The following is a 14,773-nucleotide window of genomic DNA, read 5'->3' on the forward strand; positions in this document are numbered from 1 at the left end:
AAGGCTCGAATTGGCGATTTTCACACATGTCTAAATAACCTGTCAATAAGACCCAAAATTTTCCAACAAGTGGAATTCGTTAGCCTATCAAACCCTGTAAAATCAATGACTTCACAGAGGTCAACGAAGTTATGCGGTTTTCAAGGATCGGGGGACATCCGTGAACTCAATTATTTTAGAGGATTAAATCTTTCCTTCTCCATCCCTTAAGATTTTATTTCTAATTCGCGAGAATCCTTACTGTGTCAGCGACTAGAGCTTTATTTGTGCTACTAAACATTCCAGAAACACCCGCTTTACCTCACTCATTTTGGAAAATATGAAGAAAAATTTACATTGGGAGGATTCTGGCTACCGCGATCCCTGAGGCAATCCGGGAATGGGCTGCACCTGCAGGGCATTTCTATCCTGCAGCGGCATGGCAGAGGCGCGATCGCCATTGGAAAACGGCTTTTCTAATCTCAGATATGATTGTGGAGTTCCACAGACTCAGTAACATGACGATCCCAGCCCCTCACATCGATATTCTGGAGCAGCTATCGTCTCAGGGTTCTATCGCCAGCTTGAACGCGCTGAAAAAAACACTGCGCGTCTGGTTAATCCTGGCATCCATCGAAGACAATCCGCTGGCATTACCCATCCCCTTTACCTACACCCAATGGCATAGTGCCGCGATCGCCGATCAGGGGATGTTGAACGGCGAGCTGCAGGATGTGTATGAGTCCTCGCTGGCGGATTATTTAACAAGAGTCGGGGAGGTTGATTTAGAGAACTGGATCCAGGATTACTGCGATCGCTACAATTGCACTCCGGAATTCATCGAGCAACGATTAAGAAAGCAAAAACCATTCCTATTGCGAACCCAGATTCCAGAAAATCAGAAACGTTCCTTGGAATATGACTTCCTGCAGCTCAAGGCGCTGGGGTATTTAGAGGAGCTGGATGCCAATGGCCAATCAGTCCAAAATTCGCAGCAGGGTAAACAGGCACGGTACTATCGCAGATCGCCCAAACCGCTCACTCGTTCAAAGGCGATTCAGTCCTTCACCGCGTTAAAGTCCCATGTTCTGAACGGTCGCTATAAACATGTGGATCTGCGTGAACTTCTTGTTATTTTCGAACAACCGATTCAGCAGCAACAGCGATTTTTTCTGGATCTCGATAATGTCGTGGCCATTGAAGCTGGACAAAAGGTGTCCGCGATCGCCCAATTTTTAAAGCACCAGGTGTGGCAACAAAACCCAATCCCGCCCATTCAATTTACCTACAACAGCCGATCCCGGCCTGGTAACCGGCAGATGATTACCTTTCCCCTTTGTCTGTACTATTACCAGCGCGCCCCCTATTTGATGGCCTATGGCCAATCGCCCCAACCTCATCTTCCAGAAATCACCTGGTATAACTTTCGAACTGAGCAAATTTCATCTCCTCGGGTACTCAGTTGGGCAACCCCTGACACGCTGCCTCCATCACTGTATCAGCAGTATCAACAGGATGCTTTACCCACGCCCGACCAGATTATCAATGCCCTGGAATCAGCCTGGGGATTTGAAATCGGCTCGCCCAAGCAGCCAGTTTTGCTGCGGTTCCAGCGCGCCTTCCATGATCAATACATTCACCGCAGCAATCGCCACGAAACCTTTAAACCTCTCAAAACCTGGCAAGCACAACAGCAATACCTGCAGACATTAGACCTGACTGAACCAGAACGGCAAAACCTCCTGGGATATCTCCAGCGCCATCCTCAGGATGCCTATTACAAGGCGATCGTTCGGGATAACGACAACGGCTTGGTGATGCGCCTGCGCGCCTGGGGGCCAAACGTGGAAGTGTTGTACCCGTTTCATTTACGCGATCGCATGGCCCGCGATATCCAACAAACCTACGCCCTCTACCAAGCTGAATCATGAGCGAAACAACCGAACACCCCATCCTGAGCGATCGCTTTTCCGCTGCTTTTGCCTTGGCTGAATCACTTCATCGTGATCAAGTTCGCAAGGGGAGTCAAATTCCCTATATCAGCCATTTGATGGCCGTTTCTGCCCTGGTGCTTGAAGATGGGGGAAACGAAACCGAGGCGATCGCGGCGCTGCTGCACGACGCGGTTGAAGACCAGGGAGGGCTGGACACTTTGGCTGATATTCAACAGCACTGTGGGGACGCAGTGGCTGAGATTGTTCAGGCTTTATCAGATGCAGTTGTGACCCCGAAGCCTCCCTGGCGGCAGCGCAAGGAAGCCTACTTGGAAACGCTCGCGGAGGCCTCTGAATCGGCGCTAAGGGTGGCGATCGCCGATAAACTTCACAACACGCGCTGTCAATGGCACGATTATCAGCGTTTTGGCGATCCGTTCTGGAACCGCTTTAATGCCAGTAAACAGGACTGTCTGTGGCTGCTGGATTCTTTCATTGACCTTTGTCAAGAACGTAGGATTGCCTCTCAGAACTTAGAACAGCTCGAGCAACTGTTCATTTCTCTGTCCACCTATCGCCCTGAATGATTTTCTCTGAAAAATAATGGCACTCAAAACCAAGCAATTCCACTTCAAACATCTGTTTTCACCCAGTAGTCCCTGGGAATTTATGGGTTTTGCGACGCTCTCCTATATCATTGCTATTTGCACCGCTGGAAGTTTGACCTTAAATGTGATCGGTGCAATTTGTGTAGCGACGTTATTTGGAATTTGGTGGATTTTTGATCGGTATCGACGTCTCCAATGTCGCGTCCGGCTGGAGGTGCGATCGCCCAAACCCGCCAAGGGCCTAATCTTGCTCTTGAGTCCCTATCGAGTTAAGGGTGTTGAAAATTTGGAGGAGAAAGTTAAATTTTTGGCCACTCCTGGCGCAGCGGTGCAGGCAAGCGATTTTGACGCGATCTCCATTCAAGCTTCAAATTTATATCCACAACTGTGTGCGATTACCTATCATCAAAAGACGCTGCGGGAAGTTTGGCTGATTTGTAGCGACCAGTCATTTCAGACCGGATTTCTATTAAAAGAATACATTCGCGTGGTGTATGGATCAGAAACAATATCGGTGAATCACCGATCGGAGTATATCGTCAATCCCTATTTTGATGACCAGCTGTTTCGGGTGGCCGAAGACATTTTTGCCACCACAGATATCAAGTCCAGGGCGATGATTGCTGATATCACCGGGGGCTTTGCCACCATGAGCGTCTCGCTGGCGATGGCCTGTGTTACACCGGGGCGGAGAATGCAGTATATGGAGTCACCCCGCGATGACCAGGGCGAACCGATCCAATCCGCGCCGCTGCGCCCGATTGAGCTAGATTTCGATCCAGTCTTACATTGGGGGGACGACCTCACGAGGCAAACCGTTGATTGAGATCAACCACCGCGCATTGCCTTTGTTGATCCGTGGTGGCGGTCGTCACAACCTTAAACTTGGTCGTCCAGGATCCGTTGCTAAAAATACCGTCAATTTCGCCCCTGGATACACGGAAATGAGTCGGCTGGCCTAAATCTGGACTCCAGTAGTAGGTGCGGCAGGTTTTTACGTAGGGGGCTTCGTCTACGATTCTTTGCATAAAATGTTTGATCGGCGATCGCGCCTGTCTCCAGCCATGCTGAGACATCGACGGCTCTTTGTTGTTTGCGGCGGGAGCCAGGGTCAACTCTTCAAACGGAGAAATATGGGCTTCAACCTTGCGATCGCTGTGTAGGGGCAGCAGCGCCAGTAGGTGATCTGCGTATTTTTGCTTGAAGCGTTCATGGAAGATTTGCCCCACGGGAGAAAGGGCCATCTCGTTCCCCTCTTTTTCCACCAGGGGTTCCATCCGCTCGTCCCAGTCTGCGGTCAGACCGTCCTGGCACAGAACCTGCCACTGCAGGATGTCGTGGGTTTCAAAGGCATGGAACCAGTGGTATTGCGCCAGCCAGAGGTTGAAGTCCAGATCAATGGGCATTGGCGGGAACGGAATAATTTCGCTGAACCGCTCGTGCTTATAGAACACTGGAATGCCCAGGGCTTGACCCACTAAAACGGCGATCGCGATTTGGGCTTTGTAGCCGCCGGTGGCATTAATCGCCACCGGTGTCTTTGCGTCTTGATAGGTCTTTCCCAGGGCTTTGACCAGGTTTCTCAGCCCCTGCGTCCGAAATGTTTTGGGATTGCTGTCAATCAATCCGTCGATTTCCACCGTGGCGGTCGTGTGGTGTCCGGGGTTCCGCCGAAAATAAACCTTGAGAATTTCCGCAATTTTCCGCGCTTCCTCGGTGGCGGAATGACACAAAACAATGTGCAGGCTGGGCTGGCAGTAGTCATTCAAGATCAGGTCATGGATGGAATTAATTTCTGCGCCGCAGAGTCGGGTTGAGCCGTCTAAGCGGGTTAAATCTTGGGCAATCTGCTCCCATTGCTGATCCTGTAGATGCTGCCGCAGGCGGTGAATGATCTCCAGGGACAGCAAGGGGCGATCGCGCTCGGGCTGTTTATTCAGCCAGTCTGCGTAAGCGTCATCGCTGGGCAAGCCAAACAGATTGGGCTTGAACAAGCTGGTGCCCACGGTGCAAATAATGGTTTGGGGTTTTGGCATGTGGGGTGCGTTTAAAGACCTCGTGCTTGATTATGAACGAAGCAGCGGGCAATACACACCAATTCAGCGGTCAACGTTGCCCGGATCTGGGCGATGGTTCCCTTTTCTGCGTAGGCAGCCACGTTGCAAAGTGCGAAGTTTGCGCCGTTCCGTCGTTCGTCAGCGGGCATCGCTTTAATGGCCAGGTCAAGGGCGTCAATCAACTGGCGCAGGGCGGCGAGATTTGGATTGGATCGAAGTTCCCGATCCACCTGGGCCAGTAGAGTTGCGTACCCACGGTAGAACTCGCTCGGACACAGGGGGTCATATCGTTGCCCCCACATCGACGGGTCTGAAACGCCCTCGTTGGCGATCCGCGACAGCATCGAATTCTCTAACCAGGCGGTCAGTCGCGTATTCATTGGCCCGCTCCTATGGTGGGGGGAATTTGCCAATGCGCTGTCCTAGCCTTTACCTGGCCTGGGTCAAGGAACGGCTTTGTGGTGTGGTCTCCGTAATGGTGTCCGCAGTCCTCGCAAATATTGCCAGATCCTCTAAAGGCAAAACAGGAGCACAATCGACAGGGGCCAAGACCACACCGGATCTGAGCCTTTGGGGTTGGAAGACTAGTGGGGGCGAATTTCAGCATTTGAATCCCTCCCGAGAAGTTGGAGTGGCAGTTAGCGCGCAATTAAACGAACCCCTGGCCACATCTGTCGCAGTTATGCCAATGATGTCCATCCGCAGGCAGGCTACATTGGCCGCCACAGCCAGAATGGGTCGCCATACAGCTCCCCGCGCTCGGCCTAAAGATTGCTGCACTATTTTCTGTTCTGGGAAAAGTAGTGGATATCTGGAGTTTAGAGATCTCCAGGCTGCGGGGCGATCGCGGATTGGGATTTAGAGTTTTCATCATTTTTCTCCAGTAAATGTTGATGTCCCCTTTCGGGGAGATGATTGGGCAACTCGATCTGGACATCACCACGTTCACGGGTGATGAGAAGTTTTTATCCCCTTTCGGGGGAGATGGTTGGGCAACGAAGCGACAATGGCCTGCACAAAGCCTCAGCGTGATTTGTTTCTATCCCCTTTCGGGGGAATGGGTCGGGTGACCCAAAAAGGTCAAAGAAACCGACTATCAAGCCATTGCCGTTTCTATCCCCTTTCGGGGGAATGGGTCGGATGACCAAAGTCTTGTCGCCCAGTGGCGTAATTCCGACGAACTGTTTCTATCCCCTTTCGGGGGAATGGGTCGGGTGACTCGCCTTCTGAATGATCGGCTCAAGGGCTGGGCCAATCCGGTTTCTATCCCCTTTCAGGGAAATGGGTCGGGTAACAAGTCGCGCCATCGGTGCAGAACTCTCCCTATCCAATCAGTGTTTCTATCCCCTTTCGGGGGAATGGGTCGGGTGACAAGTTTCAACAGTGAGATTCCAGATTTCCCTGAGTGGAGTTTCTATCCCCTTTCGGGGGAATGGGTCGGGTGACGTGACCAAAAAGAACTCTCATCCCAGCTAGCACGACTGTTTCTATCCCCTTTCGGGGGAATGGGTCGGGTGACGTGACCATTAACCGACGACTTGGGCGGGCACAACGTGTTTCTATCCCCTTTCGGGGGAATGGGTCGGGTGACCCGTCGATAGAGGAGGTACGAGGCCGCAAGGATTATGGAGTTTCTATCCCCTTTCGGGGGAATGGGTCGGGTGACGATGGATAGCGGCGGGTGGAGCAAACCTCCGGCACCGGGTTTCTATCCCCTTTCGGGGGAATGGGTCGGGTGACACCCCTTACACTTATGGCCACTCCGGTTCTCGCCGGAAGCGTTTCTATCCCCTTTCGGGGGAATGGGTCGGGTGACCAAGCGGGACGGCCCTTTTTGAGAATAGAGAGCGAATCCCAGTTTCTATCCCCTTTCGGGGGAATGGGTCGGGTGACGGTCACCACGGCGTGGCTGCTTCTCATGTGGGAACTAGTTTCTATCCCCTTTCGGGGGAATGGGTCGGGTGACTTGTAGCAGTTCCAAGTCTAGTTATCAGGATACAAAAAGAGAGTTTCTATCCCCTTTCGGGGGAATGGGTCGGGTGACGTCGTCGGTCTTGACTGTTAATCGCTACCAGTCGAGCGGTTTCTATCCCCTTTCGGGGGAATGGGTCGGGTGACTTTGCACCTGACGCAACAATCCCTTGGCAAAAAGCGGTTTGTTTCTATCCCCTTTCGGGGGAATGGGTCGGGTGACCATTAGTTGTCAGCGCGGACAAAAAGCAGTTTGTCGTTTCTATCCCCTTTCGGGGGAATGGGTCGGGTGACCCTGGAACATTTCTATAGACTTACCGTTTGGTGAGTTTCTATCCCCTTTCGGGGGAATGGGTCGGGTGACCCCAATGGAGAATTGGGCGACTCAGCAGATGCTGGATGACGTTTCTATCCCCTTTCGGGGGAATGGGTCGGGTGACTCTAAGTTGAATCCCCAGAAGCCATCAGAATTCAAGTTTCTATCCCCTTTCGGGGGAATGGGTCGGGTGACCGGATTCATCTATCTATCTTGAACAACCGTTCAGAAGGTTTCTATCCCCTTTCGGGGGAATGGGTCGGGTGACCAGGGGCAACCAGACACGAATGGGGAGGATTTTCCTGTTTCTATCCCCTTTCGGGGGAATGGGTCGGGTGACCATCCCGAAAAGTTCGACTTCCACTTATATGCACAGTGCGTTTCTATCCCCTTTCGGGGGAATGGGTCGGGTGACAGTACCGGCTGAAACCCTTACCTGACAGGGCTCGGATCAGCACTTTTCACGCATGTCTCAATTACCTGTCAATAAACCCTAGCCATTCTCAATTAAGAGAGTTCATTGACCTATAGAACCCAGTAAAATCAATGACTTCACGGAGGTCAACGAAGTTATGCGGTTTTCAAGGATCGGGGGACATCCGTGAATGTAATTATTTTAGAGTAGCAAACTGGCGTGCTTCCATCTCTTTATAAAGTTTTTGCAATTCCTGAAAAGCCTTGTAGGACAGGAGCAAGCAGCGACTTATCCTGTCAGGGAAAAGCGTAAAACTTGATACCTCAAACGAGAGTTTCAAAAAATGTCATGAAAATTTTACATTTTGGCCAGTGCGATGGGGCGATCGCCTCGAAAATACCTCTTCAACGCCATCATCTTCTACCTGCTTGGATCAACCCAGTTGATAGAATCACAGCAACGCAACCCCTTCCGATCCAATCATGGCGTTGAGTTTCCCATGATCCCCCAAGCCCCCCAAATTCTGGCCACCCAAAAATCAGCCCTGAAATGGCCGCCAAACTCGCAACTGGTGGGGCTTCGATTAACGTTACAGCCCAATCAAGCAGACAGCCTAAGCGTGCAGTACGCCGTTGGGTTACATGCCTGGTTGCTGAACCAAGTCAAGCAAGACGACCCGGCTCTGGCCACGAAAATGCACGATAATCAAACCGAAAAAAGCTTTTCCATCTCCCGCTTCCACAGCCTCACCTTCGACCGGACTCAAAGCCTCACCATCAGCCCCAGCCACACCTATGAATGGCAGATCAATGGCTTTTCATCCCCCTTTGTGCAGTGGCTCAGCCACTGGGTCAAACGCCAGCCCAAACGCCTGCACCTCTATCAACAAACCTGGCAGATTAAAGCGATCGCCATCGCCCTTACCGCCACCACCTACAGCACCCTTTGGTCAAGGCGGCAAACCCAGTCGATCAGCTTGAGTTTCCTCTCCCCCACCAGCTTTCGGCGGCATGGGCATCACATCCCCTTACCGAATCCGCCGCACCTGTTAGCCAGCTATCTGCGGCGCTGGAATCAGTTTGCCCCCCGCACCTTTGATCCTGCCCCATTCCTGGACTGGGTCGATCAGCATGTGATGATCAGCCGCCATGAACTCAAAACCACCCGCACAACGGCTGGAAAACAAGGCCTGTTTACCGGCTTTCTAGGAAATATTGAACTGGTCCTCGACGCCAGCGCCCAGCAGAAGCCAGACTTTGTCCGGCTGTTTTATGCCCTCTGTCGCCTTGCCCCCTATTGCGGAACAGGTCACAAAACAACCCACGGCCTGGGCTACACCCGTCTCGGCTGGTCTAAAGCGTGGATGGATCATCTCCCCGCAGTCGCGGAAACCGCCTTGGCAGAGCGGATTCAGTCCCTGAGTGATTTCTTTCTGAGCCAGAAAAAACGCCAGGGAGGCGATCGCGGTCGCAAGTCCGCCGAACTGTGGGCAACCGTCTATGCCCGCCATGAACGGGGCGAATCACTGGTGGCGATCGCCCAGGAGCTGGAGATCCCCTATCAATCCGTAAAAACCTATAGCAAACTAGCCAATCGCGCCCTCCAGTCTGGAGGAGCCTCGTACCCTCATGACTGACTTCAGGCCCTATCAACGTCAGCATCTTTTCCTTTTGGTGGGAGGAAATACGCTACCCAATTACGTCAGTGCCAGACTCTTGGCGGTGGCCCAAGGAAATCTTTATTTAATCCATTCTTCCGGAACACAAACCCAGGCATCCAATCTAGAACAACAGTTGCTCCAGGATGGTTATCAGGTTGAGCTACGGTCCCTGCAAGACGCGGACTCCAATGCCTATAAAATTCGGGAGCTGGTGCGGGGCATTCTTGCCCAAATTCCCACGGATGAGAGCATCGGCCTGAACTACACCGGGGGCACCAAAGCCATGTCGGTGCACGCCTACATTGCCTTTGGACGAGCAAAACGGCAAACACTGTTTACCTATTTAAATCCTCGCGATCGCGCCATCATGGTCGACCATGCCAATAACCCCGCTGAAAAACTCCCAATCTCCGCCCAGGATATTTCCCTCTCGCTACAGACCCTCTTTCAGCTGCACAACACCCCCCTAGCGGACGAAACCCCCAATTCTGCCCATTTACCTCAGCTGAGCGGACTCCTCGCCCAGATATGCTCGTCAGCTCAGACATCCACCCAATGGCGCAATTGGTGGTACCAGTCCACCCTCAGGTATGCCGAGGATCGTATTTTTAGGGACTTTATTGACCTGAGTCGCCTCCCCCTCAAACTTGTGGAGTTTATTCGCGATCGATTGTCTAATCGAAATTCGCGGGTCAAGTCTGCCTACCTAGCCCAGAACCTCGGGTTTAGGTCTGTAATCGAGATGAGCAACTGGTTCGGAGGGCTCTGGCTTGAGCACTATACCCTGGCCTGTATCAAAACCCTTGTTGACAGCCATGGGATTGCAGATGTGGGGCGAAACTTTAAACTGTCCGTCGATGGAACCTACGGGTTTGAGTTTGATGTGGCGTTTACCCGCTGCTACCAGCTCTACGCCCTCTCCTGCACCACCTCAGAAAGACGAAAACTGTGTAAGCAAAAGCTGCTGGAAGCTGCCCATCGTGCCCAGCAAATGGGCGGGTCGGAAGCCAAGGTCGCTCTGGTCTGCTGTAACCTCGATCCAGAAAGCTTGAAGGCAGAACTCAGCACCCTCCCTAATCCAGTTAAGGTAAAGGTCTTTTCTCTGCGAACCACCGTGAACCTGACAGGAGAAATTAGCAACTGGATCGCCGAAGACATAATCAATGATCTAGATTTTTAAGGTGTTGTGCTCCAAAAAACAGCGGATATATACGTTAGATATAGAAAAACTACTGCAACACAACAAATATAAAAGAAATAATTAAAATAATTTTATTCCTGAATTTTAGATGCTAAATTTTCATAAATAAGCCAAAAATTCAGTTGCTTCTTTCTATCGCAATCCTGGCGCAGGGATGACAGCGTGAACATCACGGTATTCTCCCTGCTAGGGGTGTGCCCCGTTGCTCTATCCTTCCCTTCAGGATAAACGCTTTCGAAACTCAAATTCAAGTTTGAAAACCGCTTTTCAAGCCTTCGCCATAATCATCAACCTGGGCGTAAGCCATATCCCCACCCGAGCATCTTCTGACTTTACTGGACCATGACGAACCCCAAAATTAAATTATCTATTGATAAAGCTTTTGTTTGGTGCTTAGCTTGGGGAGGCGAGCGTGAACCACAAGATCCAAACTTCATCAAACAATTTCAGGAAGGGGTAGTCTTCCCAATCCTTGAAGCCCAAGGTGGCGCTTCGAGCGTTTTTCAATCTTTTCAAAAACTTTCCGAAACTTTCCCACAAAGTCAAGCTAAGCTAGAGTCTACTCTTCAAGCTTGTCCAGAGCTATGGACTCAACGCATTGGGTTGGTTTATGGAGGAGCCACGAAAATCAAACAATATGTGTTCGAGTCATCTAAATTACCAGAGGTGAGGGGGGCTTCCGCACTATTAGATCGAATCAATTTGGTTGACTTACCTGCTTTCTTTGGAGCGGCATCTAGGCAAGAATTTCGAGACTGTCACGAAAATCCGACATTTTGCAAAAAAATACTAGATTGGCTCGAAGATTGTTACCCTTCCCTTGCTCAGGCGCTGATTCCAGAGTTAATTATTTATACGTCAGGCGGCAATATCCTGGCGATGTGTCCTCCCGCTTTCACCCAAGACTTGGCTGCTGCGATTGAAAAGCGATACATATCAGAAACAATCACTGCAAATGCATGCGCCGTAGGTGAAAATTTTAAACTAGCAGAATTTGCATGGGGTTTACTGCCGGATTCAGTCAGCGACACTCAGTGGGTCGAGTGGTATCTAAAAAACTACAGACACCCATTGGTGGAGGCGTACTTTGGTCAAGCTAGCAATCGCAGTGGATACCTTGAGCGCTTTCAGCAGGTTAAAAGCTTTAACGAGCTAGTGCGGCGGTTGGCGAACCTATTTAACCAACGGCGTAGTGGTTTTGATAAAGATGTAGCCAGGCTGAGTAATGGGCAGTTACGTCCAAGTCGGGCTTTTCCACCCATGCTTGAGACACATCCTTATTTACATCGAGATCTCAATAATAAGCGAGGCGGCGTCAGTCGAGTCCAGCTTCCTGAGGGTCCCATCTATTCAGATCCCCTGTTGCGAAAGCGTTGGATGGGAGCAATCGCTAAACGTGAAAGAGTTTCTGAGGCTTGGTTTAAATCGAGTGAATTTACTCCCTGGGAGCCGGGAAAAATTCGGAGCTGGGTGAACCGTTTCACTGAATTTCTAGAGACATCCCCTCTGAAAGATCAATATTATCAAGGACTGTCTTCAGAAGGCGTCAGTGAAGCCCTGAATCTTAGGGAAGTAGGGAATGCAAGTATTCCAAAGGGCTATGTTGCCTATATTTATGCTGATGGCAATAACATGGGAGGATATATCCAGAGAAAAATTCGATCGGCCGTCGATTATCGTCAATTTAGTGAGGATGTGTCGCAAGCCACGGAAGAGTCCGTTTACGTTGCCTTGGCCCAACATTTACATCCGCATACGCTTAAACACTTAGAAGAAGAATCAACGCAATCTCGGAACGGCGAAAGAGTTCACCCCTTTGAGATTTTAACCATTGGCGGAGATGATGTGTTGCTGATCGTTCCTGCCAGTCAAGCTTTAGCGATCGCCAAAACGCTTTGCGAAGAATTTGAGAGACGGCTGCTGAGCTTAAATCCTCAATATCAACACCGACTTGAGAAGCCCTTTCGTCATCGCTATTTAGAGACAGCACCCACCAGTGAATGTCTGCTGAGTATGTCAGCAGGTGTTTTATTAACCAGTGACACAACCCCCATTTACTATGCCGAGTTTCTCACCAATCAACTCCTGAAATCAGCAAAACACTATGCTAAATCCTTTGCAGATAGCTATCAAGGTGGAACCATTGACTTCTTGGTTCTTAAAGGGGTGAACATGATTTCCTCCAACGTGAAGTCATTTCGCGAGAACGGCTTAATCAAGAAGGTCGGGAAAAACACCTTAAAGCTCTATGGATCTCCCTATACTTTGCACGAAATTGACGGTCTCATCAAGACAGTAACAGCCTTAAAAAAAGCTGATTTTCCGCGATCGCAGCTCTATCAAATCCGTAGCTTGCTTGAGCAAGGAAAGAAAACCGCAATTCTTAATTACCGCTATTTTCGAGTGCGGTTAAACAAAGCAGGTCAACAACAACTTCAAACTTTCTTTGAAAATACCTGGTGTAAAGCCCGAGAAAATGAAGGAAACCTAGCACCTTGGATTCAGAAACTCAAAGACAAGCCAATCTATGAAACCAACTGGCGTGAATTGGTGGATCTCTATCCTTTTATCTCAGAATCGGAAGAGCGTCCAGCCATTCTCCCCCAAGCTTCGGAGGCCCTGCGATGATTCAGCTCCAGAGTCTAGTCGGCCATGAGCCGGAGAACATTTCACTCTCGATCACCATTCAATCCGCCCTATCGATTGGAGCAGGAGGATCATCGGGCTCACTGGCGGATAAACCAATGATTCGAAAAACCAATGGGCAACTCATAATTCCGGCATCCCACCTCAAAGGTCGACTACGCCATGAATGCGAAAAAATTGCGCGCGGTTTAGGGTGGGAAATCTGCGAATCACCGCAAGCAGATTCCATGTGCCCAAGCTCTCATCATCAACCAGAGCATCATTGCCTTGCGTGCCAAATTTTTGGTAGTCCTTCCCTACCATCAAGATTACTGTTTGATGACTTAGTTTGTCCATTAACCGATTCAACTTTTTTTGAGGTTCTTCGTCCAGGCGTCACGATTAATCGCAGACGGAAAGTGGCCGAGGATCAAAAGCTCTATTTCTTAGAAACCTCCCCTCAAAATGCCAAGTTGTCTTTTACAGGAAGCATTCAACTCCAGCCTGGGTATCCTGAGCAAACAATTCCCCTTGTGCTAGCTGGATTAAGCTTGATCAGGGCGCTAGGAGGGAGTAAATCCTCTGGGCTAGGCTGGATCGCCGTTAATTCGCAAGATTTTCCCACCCCCACAGAGACTGACTGGTTCAAACTTCTCCCGAAGCGAGGTGAAGGATGACCTGTATTCAGTTAGTCTTGAACGCACAAGCCCCCCTTGCCATTGGTCGCAGTAAACCCGGAGGCTCGATTAGTCAGTCAGAAACCTATATTCCAGGATCAGTGATCCGGGGGGCAATCGCCAGTGAATTGATCCGACTGTCAGAATCAGAAAATCATGATTTTTCTACGGGAGAAGATGACTTTAATGCCTTATTTTTAGGTGAAAATGCAGCTATTTTTCAGAATGCCTATCCTGTAGAATATAGTAAGATTCAAAATCCTGCTCTAACTCGGGTGATTCCGAGTACAGCGGCAACCGCCAAATCGAACCCTGGATTCATTGGAAAAGGTGCGGGTGTGTTCGACACGCTGATTGATCGATATTGCGCTCGACTTCATGGCCAAATTTACGATCCAGTTTTTCCGGATGAAGCGGGTGGCCGAGTAGAGCCCCTGTCCGGGTTTTATCAAGAAATTGCTGCCGGTCAATATGTCACCCCTAGCGTTTCAACTCGTTTGCTAACACGGGTAGGTATTAATCGTCGTCGTGCCACTGCCCAAGAGAAAATCTTGTATAGCATTGAGGTGATTAATGAAACTGAATCTGGAAAGAATCATCCAGCCTGTTTCATGAGTTACCTGCATCTGCCTGACCAGTCTTTATGCGATCCTCTGGTCAAATTTCTTGACGGCAGAATTATCCGAGTTGGGGGAAGTGCCTCTAGGGGACTAGGCAAAGTGAAATTAGAGGCAAAGCGTCTCAAGAAAAAGCTTAATTTCCGAAAGCGATATGACACCTTTAATCAATGTGTTGGCAAACAATGGAGGCAATGGAATCAGTTGTTTGCCATGAATGCCACAATTAACGCCGAGACCTTCAAGCAGCTTCGTTTTTTCTCCATTAATTTAGAGTCCGACGCTATTTTGCAAGAGGATTGGCAGCGTACCATGGTATTGTCTCCCCAGCTGTTGCAGGAATTTGCCAATATCCCGAACGACAGTCTCCAACTTGAAGGATCCTCTTGTAGTTATGACTACGTTTCGGGGTGGAATTCGGCCTGGGGGTTGATGAAAGACACGGATTTGATCACCCAAAAAGGTGCCTGCTTTCTATATAGCATTCATTCAGAGCACGAGTGCGACTGGCTTCGTGCCCTCGAACATCTGGAGAACATGGGGGTTGGCGATCGCCGAACAGAGGGATTCGGGCAGATCTATGTTTGCAACCCTTTCCATCTCAATACTCGCGAGACAATCATTTAGGAAATTAATCGTAACTACTCAGGCTTAAAAAAATCAGGTCATTTCTGAAGATTGCGAAAAGAGGAGATAAGCTAGTTTTGCAAGAC

General features: G+C 50.0%; 10 protein-coding genes and 1 CRISPR repeat array. Of the genes, 8 read left to right on the forward strand and 2 right to left on the reverse strand.

Annotation, left to right across the window (positions count from 1 at the left end; translation table 11 throughout):
- The first annotated feature begins 497 nt into the window (after positions 1–497).
- From QQ91_RS13065 to QQ91_RS13075, 3 genes are all read left to right on the forward strand, one after another.
- The gene (locus QQ91_RS13065; RefSeq protein WP_166282714.1) at positions 498–1,910 is read left to right on the forward strand and encodes a TIGR03985 family CRISPR-associated protein; all 1,413 of its coding nucleotides are present in this window, start codon (positions 498–500) and stop codon (positions 1,908–1,910) included.
- Entirely contained in the window at positions 1,907–2,500 is a 594-nt protein-coding gene (locus QQ91_RS13070) for an HD domain-containing protein (protein WP_166282716.1), read from the forward strand. Before QQ91_RS13065 ends, QQ91_RS13070 begins: the two co-directional genes overlap by 4 nt.
- Before the next feature lie 82 nt (positions 2,501–2,582).
- Positions 2,583–3,347, forward strand: coding sequence for an intracellular growth attenuator family protein (locus tag QQ91_RS13075; RefSeq protein ID WP_166282718.1), 765 nt, complete (start codon positions 2,583–2,585; stop codon positions 3,345–3,347).
- Here QQ91_RS13075 and QQ91_RS13080 read toward each other — a convergent pair.
- Both QQ91_RS13080 and QQ91_RS13085 read right to left on the reverse strand, forming a co-directional pair.
- Positions 3,325–4,557 carry a putative CRISPR-associated protein gene (locus tag QQ91_RS13080; protein ID WP_166282720.1) on the reverse strand — a complete coding sequence of 411 codons (1,233 nt, stop codon included), beginning with the start codon at positions 4,555–4,557 and terminating at the stop codon, positions 3,325–3,327. The two genes, QQ91_RS13075 and QQ91_RS13080, sit on opposite strands and share 23 nt — an antisense overlap.
- An 11-nt stretch (positions 4,558–4,568) precedes the next feature.
- Positions 4,569–4,958 (reverse strand): hypothetical protein, encoded by a 390-nt coding sequence (locus QQ91_RS13085; protein ID WP_166282722.1) that lies wholly within the window; start codon positions 4,956–4,958, stop codon positions 4,569–4,571.
- Between the two features lie 581 nt (positions 4,959–5,539).
- Positions 5,540–7,280: direct repeats of the CRISPR family, unit length 36 nt; unit sequence GTTTCTATCCCCTTTCGGGGGAATGGGTCGGGTGAC.
- Between the two features lie 499 nt (positions 7,281–7,779).
- On the opposite strand from QQ91_RS13085, the gene cas6 reads away from it, so the two are divergent.
- The 5 genes from cas6 (at position 7,780) to csx10 (ending at position 14,687) form a co-directional block, all read left to right on the forward strand.
- A complete protein-coding gene (gene cas6, locus QQ91_RS13090; protein WP_166282724.1) occupies positions 7,780–8,916 on the forward strand; it encodes a CRISPR-associated endoribonuclease Cas6 in 1,137 nt (378 codons plus the stop codon).
- A complete protein-coding gene (locus QQ91_RS13095; RefSeq protein ID WP_166282726.1) occupies positions 8,909–10,120 on the forward strand; it encodes a PDDEXK family nuclease in 1,212 nt (403 codons plus the stop codon). Before cas6 ends, QQ91_RS13095 begins: the two co-directional genes overlap by 8 nt.
- Before the next feature lie 363 nt (positions 10,121–10,483).
- Positions 10,484–12,769 (forward strand): type III-B CRISPR-associated protein Cas10/Cmr2, encoded by a 2,286-nt coding sequence (gene cas10, locus QQ91_RS13100; protein WP_166282728.1) that lies wholly within the window; start codon positions 10,484–10,486, stop codon positions 12,767–12,769.
- A complete protein-coding gene (locus tag QQ91_RS13105; RefSeq protein ID WP_166282730.1) occupies positions 12,766–13,443 on the forward strand; it encodes an RAMP superfamily CRISPR-associated protein in 678 nt (225 codons plus the stop codon). Before cas10 ends, QQ91_RS13105 begins: the two co-directional genes overlap by 4 nt.
- Complete coding sequence (gene csx10, locus QQ91_RS13110; RefSeq protein WP_166282732.1) at positions 13,440–14,687, forward strand: type III-D CRISPR-associated RAMP protein Csx10; 1,248 nt, start codon at positions 13,440–13,442, stop codon at positions 14,685–14,687. The genes QQ91_RS13105 and csx10 overlap by 4 nt, the downstream gene beginning before the upstream one ends.
- Positions 14,688–14,773 lie beyond the last annotated feature (86 nt).

Origin of the sequence: Lyngbya confervoides BDU141951 (assembly GCF_000817775.3) — a bacterium.
GTDB classification, from domain to species: Bacteria; Cyanobacteriota; Cyanobacteriia; order Thermosynechococcales; family Thermosynechococcaceae; genus Lyngbya; species Lyngbya confervoides.

What these genes read in the sequence shown, in the direction of transcription:
- QQ91_RS13065 (WP_166282714.1), top strand. Translation starts at nt 498, where the DNA reads ATGACGATCCCAGCCCCTCACATCGATATTCTGGAGCAGCTATCGTCT.
- QQ91_RS13070 (WP_166282716.1), top strand. Translation starts at nt 1,907, where the DNA reads ATGAGCGAAACAACCGAACACCCCATCCTGAGCGATCGCTTTTCCGCT.
- QQ91_RS13075 (WP_166282718.1), top strand. Translation starts at nt 2,583, where the DNA reads ATGGGTTTTGCGACGCTCTCCTATATCATTGCTATTTGCACCGCTGGA.
- QQ91_RS13080 (WP_166282720.1), bottom strand. Translation starts at nt 4,557, where the DNA reads ATGCCAAAACCCCAAACCATTATTTGCACCGTGGGCACCAGCTTGTTC.
- QQ91_RS13085 (WP_166282722.1), bottom strand. Translation starts at nt 4,958, where the DNA reads ATGAATACGCGACTGACCGCCTGGTTAGAGAATTCGATGCTGTCGCGG.
- cas6 (WP_166282724.1), top strand. Translation starts at nt 7,780, where the DNA reads ATGATCCCCCAAGCCCCCCAAATTCTGGCCACCCAAAAATCAGCCCTG.
- QQ91_RS13095 (WP_166282726.1), top strand. Translation starts at nt 8,909, where the DNA reads ATGACTGACTTCAGGCCCTATCAACGTCAGCATCTTTTCCTTTTGGTG.
- cas10 (WP_166282728.1), top strand. Translation starts at nt 10,484, where the DNA reads ATGACGAACCCCAAAATTAAATTATCTATTGATAAAGCTTTTGTTTGG.
- QQ91_RS13105 (WP_166282730.1), top strand. Translation starts at nt 12,766, where the DNA reads ATGATTCAGCTCCAGAGTCTAGTCGGCCATGAGCCGGAGAACATTTCA.
- csx10 (WP_166282732.1), top strand. Translation starts at nt 13,440, where the DNA reads ATGACCTGTATTCAGTTAGTCTTGAACGCACAAGCCCCCCTTGCCATT.